We start from the raw sequence: 19,492 nt of genomic DNA on the forward strand, positions 1-19,492 counted from the left end.
ATGGTTTGCGCCAAGTGGTGACCGGATTCAGGTCTGTTCGGCATCCCGGCACCTGATGTCGCCCCAGGTCAGGGCGGGATGTGCGAAGGTCCGTGTGGGCCGTCTCACAGCACGACACGGTGGGGTGACCTGGGGGAGAGTCGTCGCGGCCCGCTCAAGAGTGCGGTACCGTCCAACGTCGTGAGCCCTGTACGTCGCTGTTCGCGAACCGCTTGCGGCCGTCCCGCCGTCGCGACGCTGACGTACGTCTACGCCGACTCGACCGCGGTCCTCGGCCCGCTCGCCACCTACGCCGAACCCCACTGCTACGACCTGTGCGCCGAGCACTCCGAGCGCCTCACCGCGCCGCGCGGCTGGGAGGTCGTCCGGCTCGCCGACTCCTCCGGTCCCTCGCGTCCCAGTGGTGACGATCTGGAAGCGCTTGCCAACGCGGTGCGCGAGGCGGCACGTCCGCAGCGGCGCGCCGCGGAGGCCGGTGGCGGTGCGAGCGCGCGCTCGGCGGACCCGATGGAGGTCGCGCGCCGCGGCCACCTGCGGGTGCTGCGCTCGCCGGACAACTGAGCGCCCCCGCTTCTCCGCGCGCCCTTTCCGCACGCCCCTCTTCCCTTTGTGCGCCTCTTCCTTCCGGGTGTTCCCCGTCCCGGCGTGCGCCCCTTCTCCGGGCGCCCCTCGTCTCCGCGTGCGCCTCTGCCCTGTACGCCCGATCTCACTGGCTGACGCACACCCATTGACGTGAAGTTGTCGCGGACACGACTATTCCGTTTGCCGTGAGAAATCGCTTTCCGCATCACGGAATCCGGGGAGGCGCCCGTGTACGTCCAGGAACTGGAACCCGTCGCCGACTCGCTCGGCCTGTCCGCCCTCGTCGCCGTCCTGCCCCTGGCCGTCGTGCTGGTCCTGCTCGGCGGCGTCCGCATGAAGGCACACCGGGCCGGGCTCATCGGCCTTCTGGCGGCCTCCCTGGTCGCCTGGCTCGCGTACGGCATGCCGGTCGGCCAGACGCTCTCCAGCGCCGCCCAGGGCGCCGTTTTCGGCCTCTTCCCCATCCTGTGGATCGTCGTCAACGCCCTGTGGGTGTACCGGATGACCGTCCGCACCCGGCACTTCGACATCCTGCGCCGCTCGTTCGGGCGACTGTCCGACGACCCACGCATCCAGGCACTCGTGGTCGCCTTCTGCTTCGGCGCGCTCCTGGAAGCCCTCGCGGGCTTCGGCGCGCCCGTCGCGATCTGCTCGGTGATGCTGGTCGCGCTCGGCTTCGACCCGGTGCGCGCGGCGGTGGTCGCGCTGGTCGCCAACACCGCGCCGGTCGCGTTCGGCGCGATGGGCACACCGGTCGTGACGCTCGCCCAAGTCACCGGCCTGCCACTGGATTCCGTCGCCTCCGTAGTGGGCCGTCAGACCCCGCTGCTGGCCCTCGTCGTGCCCCTGCTGCTGGTCGGTCTGGTCGACGGCCGACGCGGGCTGCGGGAGACCTGGGTGCCCGCCCTGGCGTGCGGAGTCGCCTTCGCCGCCGCCCAGTTCGCCGCCTCGAACTACGTCTCCGCGCAACTCGCCGACATCGGCGCCTCCTTGGCGGGAGCGGCCGCCCTGGTCGCCGTACCGCACGCACGCGTGCCCGCCACCGAGTCCGTACGAGCGGCGGTCCTGACCGGCGTACGCAGCGAGGACCTGGACGAGGAGGACCCGCGCGCCGAAGTCGTGCGGGCCTACGCCCCCTACGCGCTGATCGTCGCCATCTTCTCGATCGCGCAGATCCCGGCCGTGAAGGACTGGCTGGCGCAGGCGACCCGGACGTACGACTGGCCCTTCCTGGACGTCGTCAACCCGGACGGGAAGCCGGTCGGCGGGAACGTCTTCACCTGGCCGATCGTGTCGACCGGCGGCACCCTCGTGCTGCTCGCCGGACTGTGCACGGCCGCCGTACTCGGGGTGCACGCGCGCGTGGCCGTCAGGGAATGGGCGGCGACGGTCCACGAGTTGAGGTTCGCCATCCTCACCGTGACGTCCGTGCTGGCCCTCGCCTACGTCATGAACCTCTCCGGACAGGCCGCCACGATCGGCCACTTTGTGGCGGCGGCCGGGGCCGGGCTCGCCTTCCTGTCACCCGTTCTGGGCTGGTTCGGGGTGGCCGTCTCCGGCTCCGACACCTCGGCGAACGCCCTTTTCGGTGCCCTCCAGGTGAGCGCGGCCCGCGAGTCGGGACTGTCTCCCGAACTGCTCGCCGCCGCCAACAGTTCGGGCGGTGTGCTCGGCAAGATGATCTCGCCGCAGAACCTGACCATCGCGTGCGCGGCGGTCGGGCTCGCGGGCCGCGAGGGCGACCTGCTGCGCAAGGTGCTGCCGTGGAGCGCCGGGCTGCTGCTGATCATGTGCCTGATCGTGGTGGGACAGAGTTCACCGGTGCTCGGTTGGATGCTCCCCTGAGACGGGCGGGTTTCCCCCAGGTGACGGACGCAGGTGCGCAGGTCACGGATGCGCGTCCACTCGGCGGCCGCACGGCGGAGTGTCAGCGGCGACGGGTAGTTTGGGGCGACCGATGTGGACTTCTGGAGGGTTGGCCGTGACTGCTGATCTGTCGCAGCTCGTGAAGGCGTACGACGTACGAGGTGTGGTCCCGGACCAGTGGGACGAGCCCATGGCCGAGCTGTTCGGCGCGGCCTTCGTCCAGGTGACCGGAGCGGACGCGATCGTGATCGGGCACGACATGCGCCCCTCGTCGCCCGGCCTGTCCCGTGCCTTCGCGCGTGGAGCGGCGGCCCGTGGTGTCGACGTGACCGAGATCGGCCTGTGCTCGACGGACCAGCTGTACTACGCGTCGGGCGCGTTCGGTCTCCCGGGCGCCATGTTCACGGCCTCGCACAACCCCGCCCAGTACAACGGCATCAAGATGTGCCGGGCGGGCGCCGCCCCGGTCGGCCAGGACACCGGCCTCTCCGAGATCCGCGAACTCGTCGAGTCCTGGCTCGACTCGGGGGCCCCGGCCTTCGACGCGACGCCGGGAACGATCACGCAGCGGGACACGTTGGAGGATTACGCGGCGTACCTCCGCGCACTCGTCGACCTGACCTCGATCCGCCCCCTGAAGGTCGTGGTCGACGCGGGCAACGGCATGGGCGGACACACGGTCCCCACCGTCTTCGCCGGCCTGCCCCTGGACCTCGTCCCGATGTACTTCGAGCTGGACGGCACGTTCCCCAACCACGAGGCCAACCCGCTCGACCCGGCGAACATCGTGGACCTCCAGAAGCGCGTGCCCGAGGAGGGCGCCGACCTGGGCATCGCCTTCGACGGTGACGCGGACCGCTGCTTCGTCGTCGACCAGCACGGCGACCCGGTCTCCCCGTCCGCGATCACCGCCCTGGTCGCCTCCCGCGAGCTGGCGAAGAACGGCGGCAAGGGCACGGTCATCCACAACCTGATCACCTCCTGGTCGGTCCCGGAGGTCGTCCGCGAGCAGGGCGGCACCCCGGTCCGCACCCGCGTCGGCCACTCCTTCATCAAGGCCGAGATGGCCCGCTCCGGCGCGATCTTCGGCGGCGAGCACTCCGCGCACTACTACTTCCGTGACTTCTGGAACGCCGACACGGGCATGCTGGCCGCCCTGCACGTCCTCGCCGCTCTCGGCGGCCAGGACGGCCCGCTCTCCCAGCTCGTCGCCGAGTACGACCGCTACGTCGGCTCCGGCGAGATCAACTCCACCGTCGACGACCAGGCCGGCCGCCTCGCCGCCATCAAGGCCGCGTACCAGGGCCGCGACGGCATCACCCTCGACGAACTCGACGGCCTCACCGTCACCGCCGCCGACTGGTGGTTCAACGTCCGCCCCTCCAACACCGAACCCCTCCTCCGCCTCAACGCCGAAGCGAAGGACGAGCCGACGATGGCGAAGATCCGCGACGAAGTACTGGAAACCATCCGAGCCTGAGACGGCACGAGCCGCGAGGTTCTTCGCCCCCGCCGCCCCTACCCGTCCCATCCGTAGGCCGGTTCTTTGGGTGCGGATGGGTGGGGGTTGGTCGCGCAGTTCCCCGCGCCCCTAAAAGCACCCGGGGCGCAACCCCCTGCTTTTAGGGGCGCGGGGAACTGCGCGAGCAACCCCCACCGTCCCGCAGACGCATTCAGGGGCGCGGGGAACGGCGCAATCTTTTAGCGGAGGTCTGGGGGCGCAGCCCCCAGGAACGGGATGGGACGGGTAGGGGCCGCGGGGGCGAAAACCCACAAGCACCCCCGAGCCCACCCCACAAGCCAGCGCCGCGCCCCGGCACCCAGGCCCCCACAGCGGTACCCTGACCAGGCCGCATCCACCCGTTCGAAAGGACACCCCATGCCGCTCGAAGCCGGCCTCCTGGAGATCCTCGCCTGCCCGGCCTGTCACGCCCCGCTCAAGGAGCAGGACACCGAGCTGATCTGCACGGGAGCAGACTGCGGCCTCGCCTACCCCGTCCGGGACGGCATCCCCGTACTCCTCGTCGACGAGGCCCGCCGCCCCGCGTAAGCGACCCCTCGGCGACACACGCGTAACGACACACGCGTCAGCGCGAAAGCGACCCCCGGCGATCGGAGGCTCCCGACCCCATGCTCGACGAATCGCTGCTCGACGACCCCGACGCACTCACCCGCGCCGACCGCCGCGCGCTACTCCGCGGCGCCGCCGAGGCCGGCGCCCGGGTCCGCACCGCGGTCCGGCACGCCACCGAGGCCGGAATCCCCGAGCTGAAGCCGGACGGCCGCCCGCGCGCCGTCCTGATCGCGGGCCCCGGCATGGCCGCCACCGGCGTCGCCGAACTGCTCGGCACCCTCGCCGGAGCGAGCTGCCCCCTCACCCGGCTCACCCCCACCGGGGTCGCCCCCGCCGCAGGCGCCCTGCGCTGGGAGCTGCCCGGCTGGGCGGGCCCCGTAGACCTCCTCCTGGTCGCCACACCCGACGGCAGCGAACCGGGACTCGAACTCCTGGTCGAGTCGGCCTACCGTCGCGGCTCCACCGTCGCCGCGGTGGCCCCGGCCGGCTCCCCCCTCGCCGGGTGGGTGGACGGCGCGCACGGCCTCTTCGTGCCGATGGCGACCGCCCCGTACGAGCACGACGAACCCCTGGCCGCCTCCGCGCCCGGTGTCCTGTGGGCGCTGCTCACCCCGCTGCTCGCCCTCCTCGACCGCACGGGTCTGGTCTCGGCCCCGCCCGAGGCTCTCCAGAAGGTCGCCGACCGCCTCGACCACATCGCCGAGCGCTGCGGTCCGGCCATCGCGACCTACAGCAACCCCGCCAAGACGCTCGCCGTCGAGCTGGCCGAGGCGCTCCCGGTGATCTGGACGGAGGGCACCTCCGCGGGCCCCGCGGGCCGCCGTTTCACCGCCGCGCTCGCCGAGCTCGCGGGCCGCCCCGCGCTCACCGCCGAACTCCCCGAGGCGCTCGCCTCGCACAGCGTGCTGCTCGCGGGCGCACTCGCCGCCGGTGCCGACCCCGACGACTTCTTCCGCGACCGCGTCACGGAGGCACAGGCCCTGCACGCGCGCGTGGTGCTGCTCCGCGACCGCCCGATCGGCGGAATCAGCGCGGCGCCCGGCGCCCGCGAGCTCGCCCTCAGCCACGACACCGCGATCAGCGAGCTCGAACCCGAGGAGGGCGGCGAGCTGGAGACCCTCGCCGAACTGATCGCCATCACGGATTTCGCCGCCGTTTACCTGGCGCTTGCTTCGGGCGCCTGATCTTGACTCCGACACCCTGACCTTCGTACGCGGAGGAAGGCCCACCGCACGCGGAGGAAGGTCCACGCCTTCCCCGAGGGACCCGCGTGCCGGGGCGAGCCCCCGCGACGTACGCAGAAGGAACCGTAGAGACTCGTATGGATCGCCTCGACAACACCATCCGCCCCTACGCCTGGGGTTCGACGACTGCCATCCCGCGACTGCTCGGCGCGGAGCCGACCGGTGAACCGCAGGCGGAGATGTGGATGGGCGCCCATCCGGGCGCGCCCTCGCGCACCGCGCGCGGTCCGCTGAACGAGGTCATCGCCGAGGACCCCGGGAAGGAACTCGGCCGCGCGGCCGTCGCCAAATTCGGCCCCCGCCTGCCGTTCCTGCTGAAGATCCTCGCCGCGGGCGGCCCCCTCTCCCTCCAGGTGCACCCCAACCTGGAGCAGGCGAGAGAGGGTTACGAGGACGAGGAGAGCCGCGGCATCCCGATCGACGCCCCGCACCGCAACTACAAGGACGCCAACCACAAGCCCGAACTGATCTGCGCCCTCACCGAGTTCGACGGTCTGTGCGGCTTCCGCGCGCCCGACGAGGCCGCCGAACTCCTCGCGGGCCTGGACGTCGACTCCCTCAAGCCGTACGTCGACCTGCTGCACGCCCACCCGCAGGACGCGGCGCTGCGCGAGATCCTGACGGCCGTGCTGAGCGCGGACCCCGAGGACATGTCCCGCACGGTCACCGAGGCCGCGGCCGCCTGCGCCCGCCTCGGCGGCGACTACGCCCCGTACGCCGATATCGCCCACCACTACCCGGGCGACCCCGGTGTCCTCGCCGCGATGCTCCTCAACTACGTCCAACTGCAGCCCGGAGAGGCCCTGTTCCTCGGCGCCGGAGTCCCGCACGCGTACTTGAACGGCCTCGGCGTCGAGATCATGGCCAACTCCGACAACGTCCTGCGCTGCGGCCTGACCCCCAAGCACGTGGACGTCCCCGAACTCCTGCGCGTCGTCCACTTCGAGGCGAGCGACCCCGGCGTCCTGCGCCCGGAGGCGTCCCCCGACGGCGAGGAGGTCTACGCGACCCCCATCGACGAGTTCCGCCTGTCCCGGTACGTCCTGGCGGAGGGCGCCGCCCCGCGCGATCTCACGCGCGAGACCCCGCAGATCCTGCTCTGCACGGCGGGTTCCGTACGCGCGGACGGCAGCACGCTGACTCCCGGCCAGTCGGTCTTCGTACCGGCGGGCGAAAAGGCCGAAGTGCTCGGGAATGGCACGATCTTCCGCGCGACAGTGGTGGCCTGACGGGACGACTGTGGTGACCTGAGGCGCCGTTGTCCGAGCGGGCTGCAACAATGGCCCACGGGCAAAAGGCAGGCAAAGCCCTGACGGCGTACGAAGGGACAGCAGGAGCACATGAGCGCTTCAGGCGGCACCAAAGCGATCGTGGCGGCACTCGGCGCCAACCTCGCGATCGCGGTATCGAAGTTCGCGGCGTTCGCCTTCAGCGGCTCGTCCTCGATGCTCGCCGAGGGCGTCCACTCGCTCGCCGACTCCGGCAACCAGGCCCTGCTCCTGATCGGCGGCAAGAAGGCCCAGCGCGAGGCGACCCCGCAGCACCCCTTCGGCTACGGCCGCGAGCGCTACATCTACGCCTTCCTCGTCTCGATCGTCCTCTTCTCGGTCGGCGGCATGTTCGCCGTCTACGAGGGCTACGAGAAGATCAAGCACCCGCACGAGATCGAGCACTGGTACTGGCCGGTGGGCGTCCTGGTGTTCGCGATCATCGCCGAGGGCTTCTCCTTCCGCACGGCCATCAAGGAGTCCAACGAACTGCGCGGCACGCTGTCCTGGGCACAGTTCATCCGCCGCGCCAAGGCCCCCGAGCTGCCGGTCGTCCTCCTGGAGGACTTCGGCGCGCTGATCGGTCTGGTCCTCGCGCTCGGCGGCGTCGGCCTGGCCCTGCTCACCGGCGACGGCGTCTGGGACGGCATCGGCACGGTCTGCATCGGCGTCCTGCTCATCCTGATCGCCCTGGTCCTGGCCGCCGAGACCAAGTCCCTCCTCCTCGGCGAGGCCGCGGGCACCGATGACGTCAAGAAGATCGAGGACGCCATCGTCGACGGCCACACGGTTACCGGCATCATCCACATGCGCACGCTCCACCTCGGCCCGGAGGAGCTCCTGATCGCCGCCAAGATCGCCGTCCAGCACGACGACACCGCCGCCGAGGTCGCCTCCGCGATCAACGCCGCCGAGTCCCGCATCCGCACCGCAGTCCCTATCGCCCGCGTGATCTACCTCGAGCCGGACATCTACAGCGAGGCGGAGGCGGCCAAGGGCCCGGACCGCGAGGCGACGCCCGGGGGACCGTCCCCGGCACCCGAGCACTGATGTCACCTTGCCTGTACGCGGTTGGGGCCCGCCCGGAGTCGTCCGGGCGGGCCCCAACCGTCGTTCACACCTGCTGCACGGCCCACGGCGGCGTCGGCGGCACCGCCCGGCTCCGGCGTCGTACGACAAAGGCGGCGATCCCGAAGCCGACCCCGGCGAGCGCGATCGGCACCCCGAGCATCCCGGTCACCGCAAGCGCGATGGGCACCGCACGATGGCCGACCACCCGACCCTGCACCGCGCCGACGGGCACCGTCCCGCCGTGGTCGTCGAGGAAGTACCGGGAGTCCCTCGCGTTCAGGCGGTGATCGCCGAGCAGGAACAGCCGCCCTTCGGGCACCGTGACGTCGTACGGGTCGTACTGCCTGTGCACTTCGTCGACGACACCGTCCTGCAGATACGGCTCGTCGAGCGGCTTCCCGTTGACGGTGATCCGCTCGTTCGCTCCCTCACCCCCGCAGCACGCCACGCGGTCGCCACCGACCCCGATGACGCGCTGTATGACACTTCCCGCCGATCCGTACCGATCCGGCGCGGAGAACAGCACCACGTCACCACGCCGTATCCGCTCCCCGCCGACGCGCTCGACGAACAGCCGCTCACCGACCGCATATGTGGGCGTCATGCTCCCGCTCCGCACCGTGGCCGTCGTATAGGCGCTGCGCGCATACATCAAGGACCCGAGCAGCAACACCAAACCGAACGGCCCCAGCACCCACGCCGTGACCGCCAGCCCTCGCCCCCTGCGCATCCCCAACCCCTCCCCGCACGGCACTCCCGCGCGCGCAGAGGCTAGCGGTTTCCTGTGAACGTACGGCGAGGGGCCCCGGCCTCGCGTCCACGGGGCCGGCCGCTCAATGAAGCTCGTCCAGCAGGCCGAGGATCGCGCCCTCGTCCGCCGCCTCAGGCAGCCGCTCCCGGAACCCGGGGTCCATCCACATTCCGCGACAACATCGCCAGGATCCGCAGATGCTCGCCGCCCGCGGCCGCCTCCGGCACGGAGATCGTGAACACCTGCTTGGCCCCGTCGCGCGCACCCCACTCGATGCCCTCGCCGGACCGCGCGAACCCGACGACCGGCGCGGTCACCGCATCCGTCCTGATCCCGAGGACCTCCCGTCATCGGCCTGATCCATGCGCGCGGGACCCCGCTGTGTCCGAAGGCGGACTGGGGACGGCCGGGTCCACCGGTGTAGCTTGGTGACTTAGCCAGACGTCGCTGCTGATGGCGGTCGGGCGGTCCCACCGCGGACCGGCCGAGGGAGAGAGGGCCTCCGACGGACTGCGCTGCGCGCACCAGGCACACCTGTGCCCTGCCGGGCACCTCCGTGCCCAGCTCGGGCATGTGTATGCCCGCCGCCGCGCAGACAGCCGTATCCACCTCGCCCCAATCCCGACCCCGAGGAGCAGCTCGCCATGACGACTGTCGACAACCGACAGGACTTCAAGGTCGCCGACCTCTCCCTGGCCGAGTTCGGCCGCAAGGAGATCACCCTCGCCGAGCACGAGATGCCCGGCCTGATGTCGATCCGCAAGGAGTACGCCGAGGCGCAGCCCCTCGCGGGCGCCCGCGTCACCGGCTCCCTGCACATGACGGTGCAGACCGCCGTACTCATCGAGACCCTGGCCGCCCTGGGCGCCGAGGTCCGCTGGGCCTCCTGCAACATCTTCTCCACCCAGGACCACGCCGCCGCCGCCATCGCGGTCGGCCCGAACGGCACGCCCGACAACCCGCAGGGCGTCCCGGTCTTCGCCTGGAAGGGCGAGACCCTGGAGGAGTACTGGTGGTGCACGGAGCAGGCGCTGACCTGGCCGAACACCCCCACCGGCGGCCCGAACATGATCCTGGACGACGGCGGTGACGCCACTCTCCTCGTCCACAAGGGCGTCGAGTACGAGAAGGACGGCAAGGTCCCCTCGGTCGACACCGCCGAGTCCGACGAGCACCGCGTCATCCTCGAACTCCTGAACCGCACCATCACCGACGGCTCCCAGAAGTGGACCCAGCTCGCCTCGGAGATCCGCGGCGTGACCGAGGAGACCACGACCGGCGTCCACCGTCTCTACGAGATGCACCGCGACGGCACCCTGCTGTTCCCGGCGATCAACGTGAACGACGCCGTGACGAAGTCGAAGTTCGACAACAAGTACGGCTGCCGCCACTCCCTGATCGACGGCATCAACCGCGCCACCGACGTCCTGATCGGCGGCAAGACCGCCGTCGTCTGCGGCTACGGCGACGTGGGCAAGGGCTGCGCGGAGTCCCTGCGCGGCCAGGGCGCCCGCGTGATCATCACCGAGATCGACCCGATCTGCGCGCTGCAGGCGGCGATGGACGGCTACCAGGTCACGACGCTCGACGAGGTCATCGACAAGGCCGACATCTTCGTCACCACGACCGGCAACAAGGACATCATCATGGCCGCGGACATGGCCAAGATGAAGCACCAGGCGATCGTCGGCAACATCGGTCACTTCGACAACGAGATCGACATGGCCGGCCTCGCGAAGATCCCGGGCATCGTCAAGGACGAGGTCAAGCCGCAGGTCCACACCTGGAAGTTCCCCGACGGCAAGGTGCTCATCGTGCTGTCGGAGGGCCGCCTGCTGAACCTGGGCAACGCCACCGGTCACCCCTCCTTCGTGATGTCCAACTCGTTCGCGGACCAGACCCTGGCCCAGATCGAGCTGTTCACGAAGCCCGAGGAGTACCCGACCGACGTCTACGTGCTGCCCAAGCACCTGGACGAGAAGGTCGCCCGCCTCCACCTCGACTCGCTCGGCGTGAAGCTGACGACGCTGCGCCCCGAGCAGGCCTCGTACATCGGCGTAGAGGTCGACGGCCCGTACAAGTCGGACCACTACCGCTACTGAGCACCCCGCCGAGCAGCGGTACCACCGCTCGGCGTACGGATGTCAGCAGGCCCCCGCTCTCGTGGCGGGGGCCTGTCCCCGATGAGGACCTGAACGCCCATGCCCCGCGGCCGTTATTCGCTCCATGATCCGCACGATCACACCCCCCTCGCTGAAGAGCACTTCCACTGCGCGCCCGGCCCCTCCGGCTGGCGCTACGTCTCCCAACTCACCACCCCCTCCGGCGACCACTCCGGCTCCGTCGACCTCACCCTCGACGAACTCGGCCGCCCCATCCGACTCGAACTGCACGCCGCGAGCTGGCAGGTCCGCGGCGCCGCGCTCGACGGCGTGACCTGGGTCCGCACCGACCCCACCGGCACGGAGGCCACCGAAGGCAATGTCCAGGCCCACGCCTTCACCGGAACGTCCCCCGCGTTCCTCATCGCCACCGCCCGTCTCCTTCGCCTCACCCCCTCCGCCGCCGCGACCCGCGTACGCCTCGTCGCCTTCACCGACCCAGTCCTCGCCCCGCGCACCCTCGACCAGTCCTGGGCCTTGATCTCGAGAGAAACACACGCCACTGACAACGGCCCTCTGGCCGTGGACGAATACCAGGTCACAGCGCTGGACACGGGGGAGCAGCACGCCGTGCACATCTCCGGAGACGTGGTGCTGGCGGCGCCCGGCATCGAGCTCGAACACCTCGAATCGCCGCCGTCGGTATTCGCCTGACGACGACGTCTCGACCCGCCGGCGCCATGACGGCTGGTTGCGCGGACGGGCCGCGACGGCTGACTACGCGGGCGGCACGAAGCCGGTCGCGGGGCGATCGACCTGGTCGGCCTGCGGAGCGGTGGGTCGCGGCGGCGCTTGCGGCACGTGCTGCGACGCCGCTCCCGGAACCGCCGAGGGAGCAGACGGGTAGCCGTAGGGCTGTGCGCCTGACGGATGCGCCGCCGGTCCGGCCGGGCTCGGCACAGCGACCGGATATCCACCAGGGCCGGGGCGAGAGATCCCGGCCGCCCCACCTCCATGCGCCTGCCGGACCTCCCGCGCCTGCCGCTCCTGCACCACGGCCGCCAGATACGCGGCCGGCGGAACCCCCTGCGGCGCCGGAGCCCCCGTACGGGCCGCGAGATCCTGGGCGAGCCGTTCCGCCATAGCGCCGCCGACCTGCGGATCCAACTGTTGCATCCGTGTCAGGTACTGGCGGATGGCCAGCCACAACCCGTCGGGCACCGCGGACAGGTCAAGCCCCGAGAACCGCCCCGCCAACCAGGGCGGCGGCGGAGGCACGAAGGCCGTATGGCCGACCGGAATCCTCTCCCGCACGACGAGAGTCCCCGCGAACACGTCACCGAGCCGCCGCCCCCGGGCCGACACCAGCGAGGCGATGCACGCGACGATCCCGAACGTCATCAGAATCTCGACCACACCGACAGCGCCGCGCACCAGCGCATGCCGGAACCGGATCGGCCCACCGTCGTCCCGCACCACCCGCAGCCCGCACGCCAGCTTCCCGAGCGAGCGGCCGTGACTGAGCGTCTCCACCGCGATCGGCCCGCCCACCAGCACGAGAATGAAACTGGCGATGGACACCGCGAGCTGCGCCGCGTCGTCCAGGGCGGCCGTTGACGCCACCAGACCGATGGTCACGACGACATAGACGGCCATGGCCAGGGCCAAGTCCAGCAGCACGGCCAGCGCTCGGCTCGGCAGCTTCGCGGGGCGCAGCTCCAGCGCCACCGCCTCGCCCGTCACTAGCTCACTCACGCTCGCCGTCCTTCCCTGGCCTGCCCCGTGAACGGCCAGTCTGCCAAGCTGAGGGCGCATCGCGCCGCAGTAGGACAAGCTGACATCCACGACGAGCAGCCGACGAGCAGCCGAGGAGCAGGCAAACCGATGGACCTCGACGTCTTCGTCTCCGCCCACCGCGCCGAGTGGGACAGGCTCGACGCCCTGCTGCGTCGCCAGCGCCGTCTCACCGGAGCCGAGGCCGACGAACTCGTCGCCCTGTACCAACGCACCGCCACTCACCTCTCCCTGATCCAGTCCAGCGCCCCGGACCCCCAGCTCACCGGCCGTCTCAGCCAACTCGTGGCACGCGCGCGTAGTGCAGTGACAGGCACCCGCCGTGCCTCCTGGCGCGATGTCACCCGCTTCCTGACGCACGGTTTCCCGGCAGCGGTCTACCGCTCACGCCACTGGTGGGTGCCCACGGCGCTTCTCTCCACCGTCATAGCGACTCTCCTGGGCTGGTGGATCGGCACGCACCCCGAGGTCCAGTCCTCGATCGCGGCCCCCAGCGAACTGCGGGACCTCACTCGCCCCGGTGGCCAGTACGAGACGTACTACTCCAGCCACCCCGCCGCCTCTTTCGCGGCCCAGGTGTGGACGAACAACGCCCAGGCCGCCGCGATGTGCCTGGTCCTGGGCGTCTTCCTGGGCATTCCGGTCCTCTGGATCCTCTTCCAGAACATGCTCAACCTGGGCGTCGGCATCGGCCTGATGTCCTCGGCCGGCCGCCTCGACACCTTCCTGGGGCTCGTCCTCCCGCACGGGCTTCTGGAACTGACCGCCGTCTTCGTCGCCGCCGGCACAGGTCTGCGACTGGGCTGGACAGTGATTGACCCGGGCCCGCGTTCCCGCCGCACGGCGCTCGCCGAAGAGGGCCGCGCCGCGCTGGGCATGGCGATAGGCCTGGCACTGATCCTCTTCGTCTCGGGCGCCATCGAAGGCTTTGTCACGCCGTCCGGTCTCCCCACCTGGGCCCGTATCGGCATCGGAATCGCGGCTGAACTGGCCTTTCTCGCGTACGTCTATGTCCTGGGCGGTCGCGCGGCACGCGCCGGCGACACGGGTGACGTCGACGAGCCCGAGCGAAGCGCCACGCTCCCGACGGCTGCCTGATGTGCGTGCACACCCGCTGACCTGCTAGTCTCCTCTTCGCCCCACAAGAGCCGTTGACACGGAGCTGGTGGGGAGGTAGATTCGAACAGTTGCCTAGAACTGGACATGTCCGGTGGCACAGGTTAGTGTCTACCTGCTTCCCGAAACAATCGACACTTCGATTGCGGAGAAGCCACTCCCGATGTTTCAGAAATGGATGCCGGTCAATCCGGCCCAAGACTTCTGATAAAGTCGGAACCGCCGGAAAGGGAAACGCGAAAGCGGAAACCTGGAAAGCACCGAGGGAAATCGGACCGGAAACGGTCTGATAGAGTCGGAAACGCAAGAACGAAACAAGAACAAAGCAAGACCGAAGGGAAGCGCCCGGAGGAAAGCCCGAGAGGGTGAGTACAAAGGAAGCGTCCGTTCCTTGAGAACTCAACAGCGTGCCAAAAATCAACGCCAGATATGTTGATACCCCGTCTCCGGCCGATCGGCTGGGACGAGGTTCCTTTGAAAAAGTCCTGCCGGGCACTGCCTGGTAGGCGCACAGCGAGGACGCTGTGAACCGAGGGGATTATTCCTCTCCTTGGTTCCGCTCTCGTGGTGTCCACCCGATTACGGGTAAACATTCACGGAGAGTTTGATCCTGGCTCAGGACGAACGCTGGCGGCGTGCTTAACACATGCAAGTCGAACGATGAAGCCCTTCGGGGTGGATTAGTGGCGAACGGGTGAGTAACACGTGGGCAATCTGCCCTTCACTCTGGGACAAGCCCTGGAAACGGGGTCTAATACCGGATAACACTCCTGCCCGCATGGGTGGGGGTTAAAAGCTCCGGCGGTGAAGGATGAGCCCGCGGCCTATCAGCTTGTTGGTGAGGTAGTGGCTCACCAAGGCGACGACGGGTAGCCGGCCTGAGAGGGCGACCGGCCACACTGGGACTGAGACACGGCCCAGACTCCTACGGGAGGCAGCAGTGGGGAATATTGCACAATGGGCGAAAGCCTGATGCAGCGACGCCGCGTGAGGGATGACGGCCTTCGGGTTGTAAACCTCTTTCAGCAGGGAAGAAGCGAAAGTGACGGTACCTGCAGAAGAAGCGCCGGCTAACTACGTGCCAGCAGCCGCGGTAATACGTAGGGCGCAAGCGTTGTCCGGAATTATTGGGCGTAAAGAGCTCGTAGGCGGCTTGTCACGTCGGGTGTGAAAGCCCGGGGCTTAACCCCGGGTCTGCATTCGATACGGGCTAGCTAGAGTGTGGTAGGGGAGATCGGAATTCCTGGTGTAGCGGTGAAATGCGCAGATATCAGGAGGAACACCGGTGGCGAAGGCGGATCTCTGGGCCATTACTGACGCTGAGGAGCGAAAGCGTGGGGAGCGAACAGGATTAGATACCCTGGTAGTCCACGCCGTAAACGGTGGGAACTAGGTGTTGGCGACATTCCACGTCGTCGGTGCCGCAGCTAACGCATTAAGTTCCCCGCCTGGGGAGTACGGCCGCAAGGCTAAAACTCAAAGGAATTGACGGGGGCCCGCACAAGCAGCGGAGCATGTGGCTTAATTCGACGCAACGCGAAGAACCTTACCAAGGCTTGACATACACCGGAAACGGCCAGAGATGGTCGCCCCCTTGTGGTCGGTGTACAGGTGGTGCATGGCTGTCGTCAGCTCGTGTCGTGAGATGTTGGGTTAAGTCCCGCAACGAGCGCAACCCTTGTTCTGTGTTGCCAGCATGCCCTTCGGGGTGATGGGGACTCACAGGAGACTGCCGGGGTCAACTCGGAGGAAGGTGGGGACGACGTCAAGTCATCATGCCCCTTATGTCTTGGGCTGCACACGTGCTACAATGGCAGGTACAAAGAGCTGCGAAGCCGCGAGGCGGAGCGAATCTCAAAAAGCCTGTCTCAGTTCGGATTGGGGTCTGCAACTCGACCCCATGAAGTCGGAGTTGCTAGTAATCGCAGATCAGCATTGCTGCGGTGAATACGTTCCCGGGCCTTGTACACACCGCCCGTCACGTCACGAAAGTCGGTAACACCCGAAGCCGGTGGCCCAACCCCTTGTGGGAGGGAGCTGTCGAAGGTGGGACTGGCGATTGGGACGAAGTCGTAACAAGGTAGCCGTACCGGAAGGTGCGGCTGGATCACCTCCTTTCTAAGGAGCATCTAGGCCGCCGGGCTTGCCCGGTGGTCCAGGGCCATTACGTCGGCACACGTTCGACGGTGGTTGCTCATGGGTGGAACGTTGATTATTCGGCACCGTCAGTCATCTCGGGCTGTGAGTACTGTCCTTCGGGGCGTGGAAAGCTGATCACGAGTGGCGAGGGTGTCGGGCACGCTGTTGGGTGTCTGAAGGTACGGCCGATACGGCTGCCTTCAGTGCCGGCCCCAGTGAACTTACCCAGTAGGGCAGGGTGATGGGTGGTTGGTCGTTGTTTGAGAACTGCACAGTGGACGCGAGCATCTGTGGCCAAGTTTTTAAGGGCGCACGGTGGATGCCTTGGCACCAGGAACCGATGAAGGACGTGGGAGGCCACGATAGTCCCCGGGGAGCCGTCAACCAGGCTTTGATCCGGGGGTTTCCGAATGGGGAAACCCGGCAGTCGTCATGGGCTGTCACCCATACCTGAACACATAGGGTATGTGGAGGGAACGCGGGGAAGTGAAACATCTCAGTACCCGCAGGAAGAGAAAACAACCGTGATTCCGGGAGTAGTGGCGAGCGAAACTGGATGAGGCCAAACCATATGCGTGTGAGACCCGGCAGGGGTTGCGCATGTGGGGTTGTGGGATCTCTCTTTCACAGTCTGCCGGCTGTGAGACGAGTCAGAAACCGTTGATGTAGGCGAAGGACATGCGAAAGGTCCGGCGTAGAGGGTAAGACCCCCGTAGTCGAAACATCAGCGGCTCGTTTGAGAGACACCCAAGTAGCACGGGGCCCGAGAAATCCCGTGTGAATCTGGCGGGACCACCCGCTAAGCCTAAATATTCCCTGGTGACCGATAGCGGATAGTACCGTGAGGGAATGGTGAAAAGTACCGCGGGAGCGGAGTGAAATAGTACCTGAAACCGTGTGCCTACAAGCCGTGGGAGCGTCGCGCATTGAGTTTACTCAATGCGTCGTGACTGCGTGCCTTTTGAAGAATGAGCCTGCGAGTTTGCGGTGTGTTGCGAGGTTAACCCGTGTGGGGAAGCCGTAGCGAAAGCGAGTCCGAATAGGGCGATTTAGTAGCGCGCTCAAGACCCGAAGCGGAGTGATCTAGCCATGGGCAGGTTGAAGCGGCTGTAAGAGGTCGTGGAGGACCGAACCCACCAGGGTTGAAAACCTGGGGGATGACCTGTGGTTAGGGGTGAAAGGCCAATCAAACTCCGTGATAGCTGGTTCTCCCCGAAATGCATTTAGGTGCAGCGTCGTGTGTTTCTTGCCGGAGGTAGAGCACTGGATAGGCGATGGGCCCTACCGGGTTACTGACCTTAGCCAAACTCCGAATGCCGGTAAGTGAGAGCGCGGCAGTGAGACTGTGGGGGATAAGCTCCATGGTCGAGAGGGAAACAGCCCAGAGCATCGACTAAGGCCCCTAAGCGTACGCTAAGTGGGAAAGGATGTGGAGTCGCAGAGACAACCAGGAGGTTGGCTTAGAAGCAGCCACCCTTGAAAGAGTGCGTAATAGCTCACTGGTCTAGTGATTCCGCGCCGACAATGTAGCGGGGCTCAAGCGTACCGCCGAAGTCGTGTCATTCATACAATAGGGCCAACGCCCGTATGGATGGGTAGGGGAGCGTCGTGTGCCGGGTGAAGCCGCGCCGGAAGGCAGTGGTGGACGGTTCACGAGTGAGAATGCAGGCATGAGTAGCGATACACACGTGAGAAACGTGTGCGCCGATTGACTAAGGGTTCCTGGGTCAAGCTGATCTGCCCAGGGTAAGTCGGGACCTAAGGCGAGGCCGACAGGCGTAGTCGATGGATAACCGGTTGATATTCCGGTACCCGCTGTGAAGCGTCAAACATCGGACCAGGCGATGCTAAGTCCGTGAAGCCGCCCCGGAGCCTTCGGGCAAAGGGGAGTGGTGGAGCCGACGGACCAGACCTGTAGTAGGTGAGTGATGGGGTGACGCAGGAAGGTAGTCCATCCCGGGCGGTGGTTGTCCCGGGGTAAGGGTGTAGGCCGTGCGATAGGCAAATCCGTCGCACATGAGGCTGAGACCTGATGCCGAGCCGATTGTGGTGAAGTGGATGATCCTATGCTGTCGAGAAAAGCCTCTAGCGAGTTTCATGGCGGCCCGTACCCTAAACCGACTCAGGTGGTCAGGTAGAGAATACCGAGGCGTTCGGGTGAACTATGGTTAAGGAACTCGGCAAAATGCCCCCGTAACTTCGGGAGAAGGGGGGCCATCACCGGTGAGGGAATTTACTTCCTGAGCTGGGGGTGGCCGCAGAGACCAGCGAGAAGCGACTGTTTACTAAAAACACAGGTCCGTGCGAAGCCGTAAGGCGATGTATACGGACTGACGCCTGCCCGGTGCTGGAACGTTAAGGGGACCGGTTAGTCACTCTTCGGGGTGGCGAAGCTGAGAACTTAAGCGCCAGTAAACGGCGGTGGTAACTATAACCATCCTAAGGTAGCGAAATTCCTTGTCGGGTAAGTTCCGACCTGCACGAATGGCGTAACGACTTCTCGACTGTCTCAACCATAGGCCCGGTGAAATTGCACTACGAGTAAAGATGCTCGTTTCGCGCAGCAGGACGGAAAGACCCCGGGACCTTTACTACAGTTTGATATTGGTGTTCGGTTCGGCTTGTGTAGGATAGCTGGGAGACTTTGAAGCAGGCACGCCAGTGTTTGTGGAGTCGTCGTTGAAATACCAGTCTGGTCGTGCTGGATGTCTAACCTGGGTCCGTGATCCGGATCAGGGACAGTGTCTGATGGGTAGTTTAACTGGGGCGGTTGCCTCCTAAAGAGTAACGGAGGCGCCCAAAGGTTCCCTCAGCCTGGTTGGTAATCAGGTGTTGAGTGTAAGTGCACAAGGGAGCTTGACTGTGAGACCGACGGGTCGAGCAGGGACGAAAGTCGGGACTAGTGATCCGGCGGTGGCTTGTGGAAGCGCCGTCGCTCAACGGATAAAAGGTACCCCGGGGATAACAGGCTGATCTTCCCCAAGAGTCCATATCGACGGGATGGTTTGGCACCTCGATGTCGGCTCGTCGCATCCTGGGGCTGGAGTCGGTCCCAAGGGTTGGGCTGTTCGCCCATTAAAGCGGTACGCGAGCTGGGTTTAGAACGTCGTGAGACAGTTCGGTCCCTATCCGCTGCGCGCGCAGGAATATTGAGAAGGGCTGTCCCTAGTACGAGAGGACCGGGACGGACGAACCTCTGGTGTGCCAGTTGTCCTGCCAAGGGCATGGCTGGTTGGCTACGTTCGGGAGGGATAACCGCTGAAAGCATCTAAGCGGGAAGCCTGCTTCGAGATGAGTATTCCCACCTCCTTGAGAGGGTAAGGCTCCCAGTAGACGACTGGGTTGATAGGCCAGATCTGGAAGCCCGGTAACGGGTGGAGGTGACTGGTACTAATAGGCCGAGGGCTTGTCCTCAGTTGCTCGCGTCCACTGTGTTGGTTCTGAAACCACGAACAACCGTCGTAGCTATGCCACGGCTCCGGTTG

General features: G+C 67.0%; 12 protein-coding genes, 2 rRNA genes and 1 pseudogene. 12 read left to right on the forward strand and 3 right to left on the reverse strand.

What is annotated here, in order from left to right:
* The first annotated feature begins 78 nt into the window (after positions 1 to 78).
* The 7 genes from OIC96_RS29025 to OIC96_RS29055 all read left to right on the forward strand — a co-directional run bounded on the left by OIC96_RS29025 (position 79) and on the right by OIC96_RS29055 (position 8,084).
* On the forward strand, positions 79 to 561 hold the full coding sequence (locus OIC96_RS29025) for a DUF3499 domain-containing protein (protein WP_330305026.1): 483 nt from the start codon (positions 79 to 81) through the stop codon (positions 559 to 561).
* A gap of 249 nt (positions 562 to 810) precedes the next feature.
* The gene (locus OIC96_RS29030) at positions 811 to 2,427 is read left to right on the forward strand and encodes an L-lactate permease (RefSeq protein ID WP_330305025.1); all 1,617 of its coding nucleotides are present in this window, start codon (positions 811 to 813) and stop codon (positions 2,425 to 2,427) included.
* Between the two features lie 136 nt (positions 2,428 to 2,563).
* Positions 2,564 to 3,928 carry a phosphomannomutase/phosphoglucomutase gene (locus OIC96_RS29035; protein ID WP_330305024.1) on the forward strand — a complete coding sequence of 455 codons (1,365 nt, stop codon included), beginning with the start codon at positions 2,564 to 2,566 and terminating at the stop codon, positions 3,926 to 3,928.
* A 399-nt stretch (positions 3,929 to 4,327) separates the two neighbouring features.
* Positions 4,328 to 4,498 (forward strand): Trm112 family protein, encoded by a 171-nt coding sequence (locus tag OIC96_RS29040; protein ID WP_242765862.1) that lies wholly within the window; start codon positions 4,328 to 4,330, stop codon positions 4,496 to 4,498.
* Positions 4,499 to 4,578: 80 nt separating this feature from the next.
* Entirely contained in the window at positions 4,579 to 5,706 is a 1,128-nt protein-coding gene (locus tag OIC96_RS29045; protein WP_330305023.1) for an SIS domain-containing protein, read from the forward strand.
* A 137-nt stretch (positions 5,707 to 5,843) separates the two neighbouring features.
* The gene (gene manA, locus OIC96_RS29050) at positions 5,844 to 6,995 is read left to right on the forward strand and encodes a mannose-6-phosphate isomerase, class I (RefSeq protein WP_330305022.1); all 1,152 of its coding nucleotides are present in this window, start codon (positions 5,844 to 5,846) and stop codon (positions 6,993 to 6,995) included.
* Between the two features lie 111 nt (positions 6,996 to 7,106).
* Positions 7,107 to 8,084, forward strand: a complete 978-nt coding sequence (locus OIC96_RS29055; protein WP_330305021.1) for a cation diffusion facilitator family transporter — start codon at positions 7,107 to 7,109, stop codon at positions 8,082 to 8,084.
* A gap of 64 nt (positions 8,085 to 8,148) precedes the next feature.
* Here OIC96_RS29055 and lepB read toward each other — a convergent pair whose 3' ends face one another.
* Together lepB and OIC96_RS29065 are read right to left on the reverse strand one after the other, a co-directional pair.
* Entirely contained in the window at positions 8,149 to 8,835 is a 687-nt protein-coding gene (gene lepB, locus OIC96_RS29060; protein WP_330305020.1) for a signal peptidase I, read from the reverse strand.
* A gap of 103 nt (positions 8,836 to 8,938) precedes the next feature.
* Positions 8,939 to 9,185: pseudogene (locus OIC96_RS29065) on the reverse strand (PTS sugar transporter subunit IIA); the annotation flags it as partial.
* A 315-nt stretch (positions 9,186 to 9,500) separates the two neighbouring features.
* On the opposite strand from OIC96_RS29065, the gene ahcY reads away from it, so the two are divergent.
* The gene (gene ahcY, locus OIC96_RS29070) at positions 9,501 to 10,958 is read left to right on the forward strand and encodes an adenosylhomocysteinase (protein ID WP_330305019.1); all 1,458 of its coding nucleotides are present in this window, start codon (positions 9,501 to 9,503) and stop codon (positions 10,956 to 10,958) included.
* A 99-nt stretch (positions 10,959 to 11,057) separates the two neighbouring features.
* Positions 11,058 to 11,672 (forward strand): hypothetical protein, encoded by a 615-nt coding sequence (locus OIC96_RS29075; RefSeq protein ID WP_330305018.1) that lies wholly within the window; start codon positions 11,058 to 11,060, stop codon positions 11,670 to 11,672.
* A 63-nt stretch (positions 11,673 to 11,735) separates the two neighbouring features.
* Here the strand turns inward: OIC96_RS29075 and OIC96_RS29080 are convergent, their stop codons facing one another.
* Positions 11,736 to 12,713 carry an RDD family protein gene (locus OIC96_RS29080; RefSeq protein WP_330305017.1) on the reverse strand — a complete coding sequence of 326 codons (978 nt, stop codon included), beginning with the start codon at positions 12,711 to 12,713 and terminating at the stop codon, positions 11,736 to 11,738.
* 129 nt (positions 12,714 to 12,842) lie between these two features.
* On the opposite strand from OIC96_RS29080, the gene OIC96_RS29085 reads away from it, so the two are divergent.
* The 3 genes from OIC96_RS29085 to OIC96_RS29095 all read left to right on the forward strand — a co-directional run bounded on the left by OIC96_RS29085 (position 12,843) and on the right by OIC96_RS29095 (position 19,421).
* On the forward strand, positions 12,843 to 13,850 hold the full coding sequence (locus OIC96_RS29085) for a stage II sporulation protein M (RefSeq protein WP_330305016.1): 1,008 nt from the start codon (positions 12,843 to 12,845) through the stop codon (positions 13,848 to 13,850).
* 610 nt (positions 13,851 to 14,460) lie between these two features.
* A 16S ribosomal RNA gene (locus OIC96_RS29090) occupies positions 14,461 to 15,986 on the forward strand.
* Positions 15,987 to 16,299: 313 nt separating this feature from the next.
* Positions 16,300 to 19,421, forward strand: a 23S ribosomal RNA gene (locus OIC96_RS29095).
* Together the 16S and 23S rRNA genes form the textbook arrangement of a ribosomal RNA operon.
* The last annotated feature ends 71 nt before the right edge of the window (positions 19,422 to 19,492 follow it).

This window comes from Streptomyces sp. NBC_00775 (assembly GCF_036347135.1).
GTDB classification, from domain to species: Bacteria; Actinomycetota; Actinomycetes; order Streptomycetales; family Streptomycetaceae; genus Streptomyces; species Streptomyces lutosisoli.

Bases quoted from the DNA above. Each gene is read 5' to 3' on its own strand.
- OIC96_RS29025 (WP_330305026.1), top strand. From the start codon at position 79: ATGTGCGAAGGTCCGTGTGGGCCGTCTCACAGCACGACACGGTGGGGT.
- OIC96_RS29040 (WP_242765862.1), top strand. From the start codon at position 4,328: ATGCCGCTCGAAGCCGGCCTCCTGGAGATCCTCGCCTGCCCGGCCTGT.
- OIC96_RS29045 (WP_330305023.1), top strand. From the start codon at position 4,579: ATGCTCGACGAATCGCTGCTCGACGACCCCGACGCACTCACCCGCGCC.
- manA (WP_330305022.1), top strand. From the start codon at position 5,844: ATGGATCGCCTCGACAACACCATCCGCCCCTACGCCTGGGGTTCGACG.
- OIC96_RS29055 (WP_330305021.1), top strand. From the start codon at position 7,107: ATGAGCGCTTCAGGCGGCACCAAAGCGATCGTGGCGGCACTCGGCGCC.
- lepB (WP_330305020.1), bottom strand. From the start codon at position 8,835: ATGCGCAGGGGGCGAGGGCTGGCGGTCACGGCGTGGGTGCTGGGGCCG.
- ahcY (WP_330305019.1), top strand. From the start codon at position 9,501: ATGACGACTGTCGACAACCGACAGGACTTCAAGGTCGCCGACCTCTCC.
- OIC96_RS29075 (WP_330305018.1), top strand. From the start codon at position 11,058: ATGCCCCGCGGCCGTTATTCGCTCCATGATCCGCACGATCACACCCCC.
- OIC96_RS29085 (WP_330305016.1), top strand. From the start codon at position 12,843: ATGGACCTCGACGTCTTCGTCTCCGCCCACCGCGCCGAGTGGGACAGG.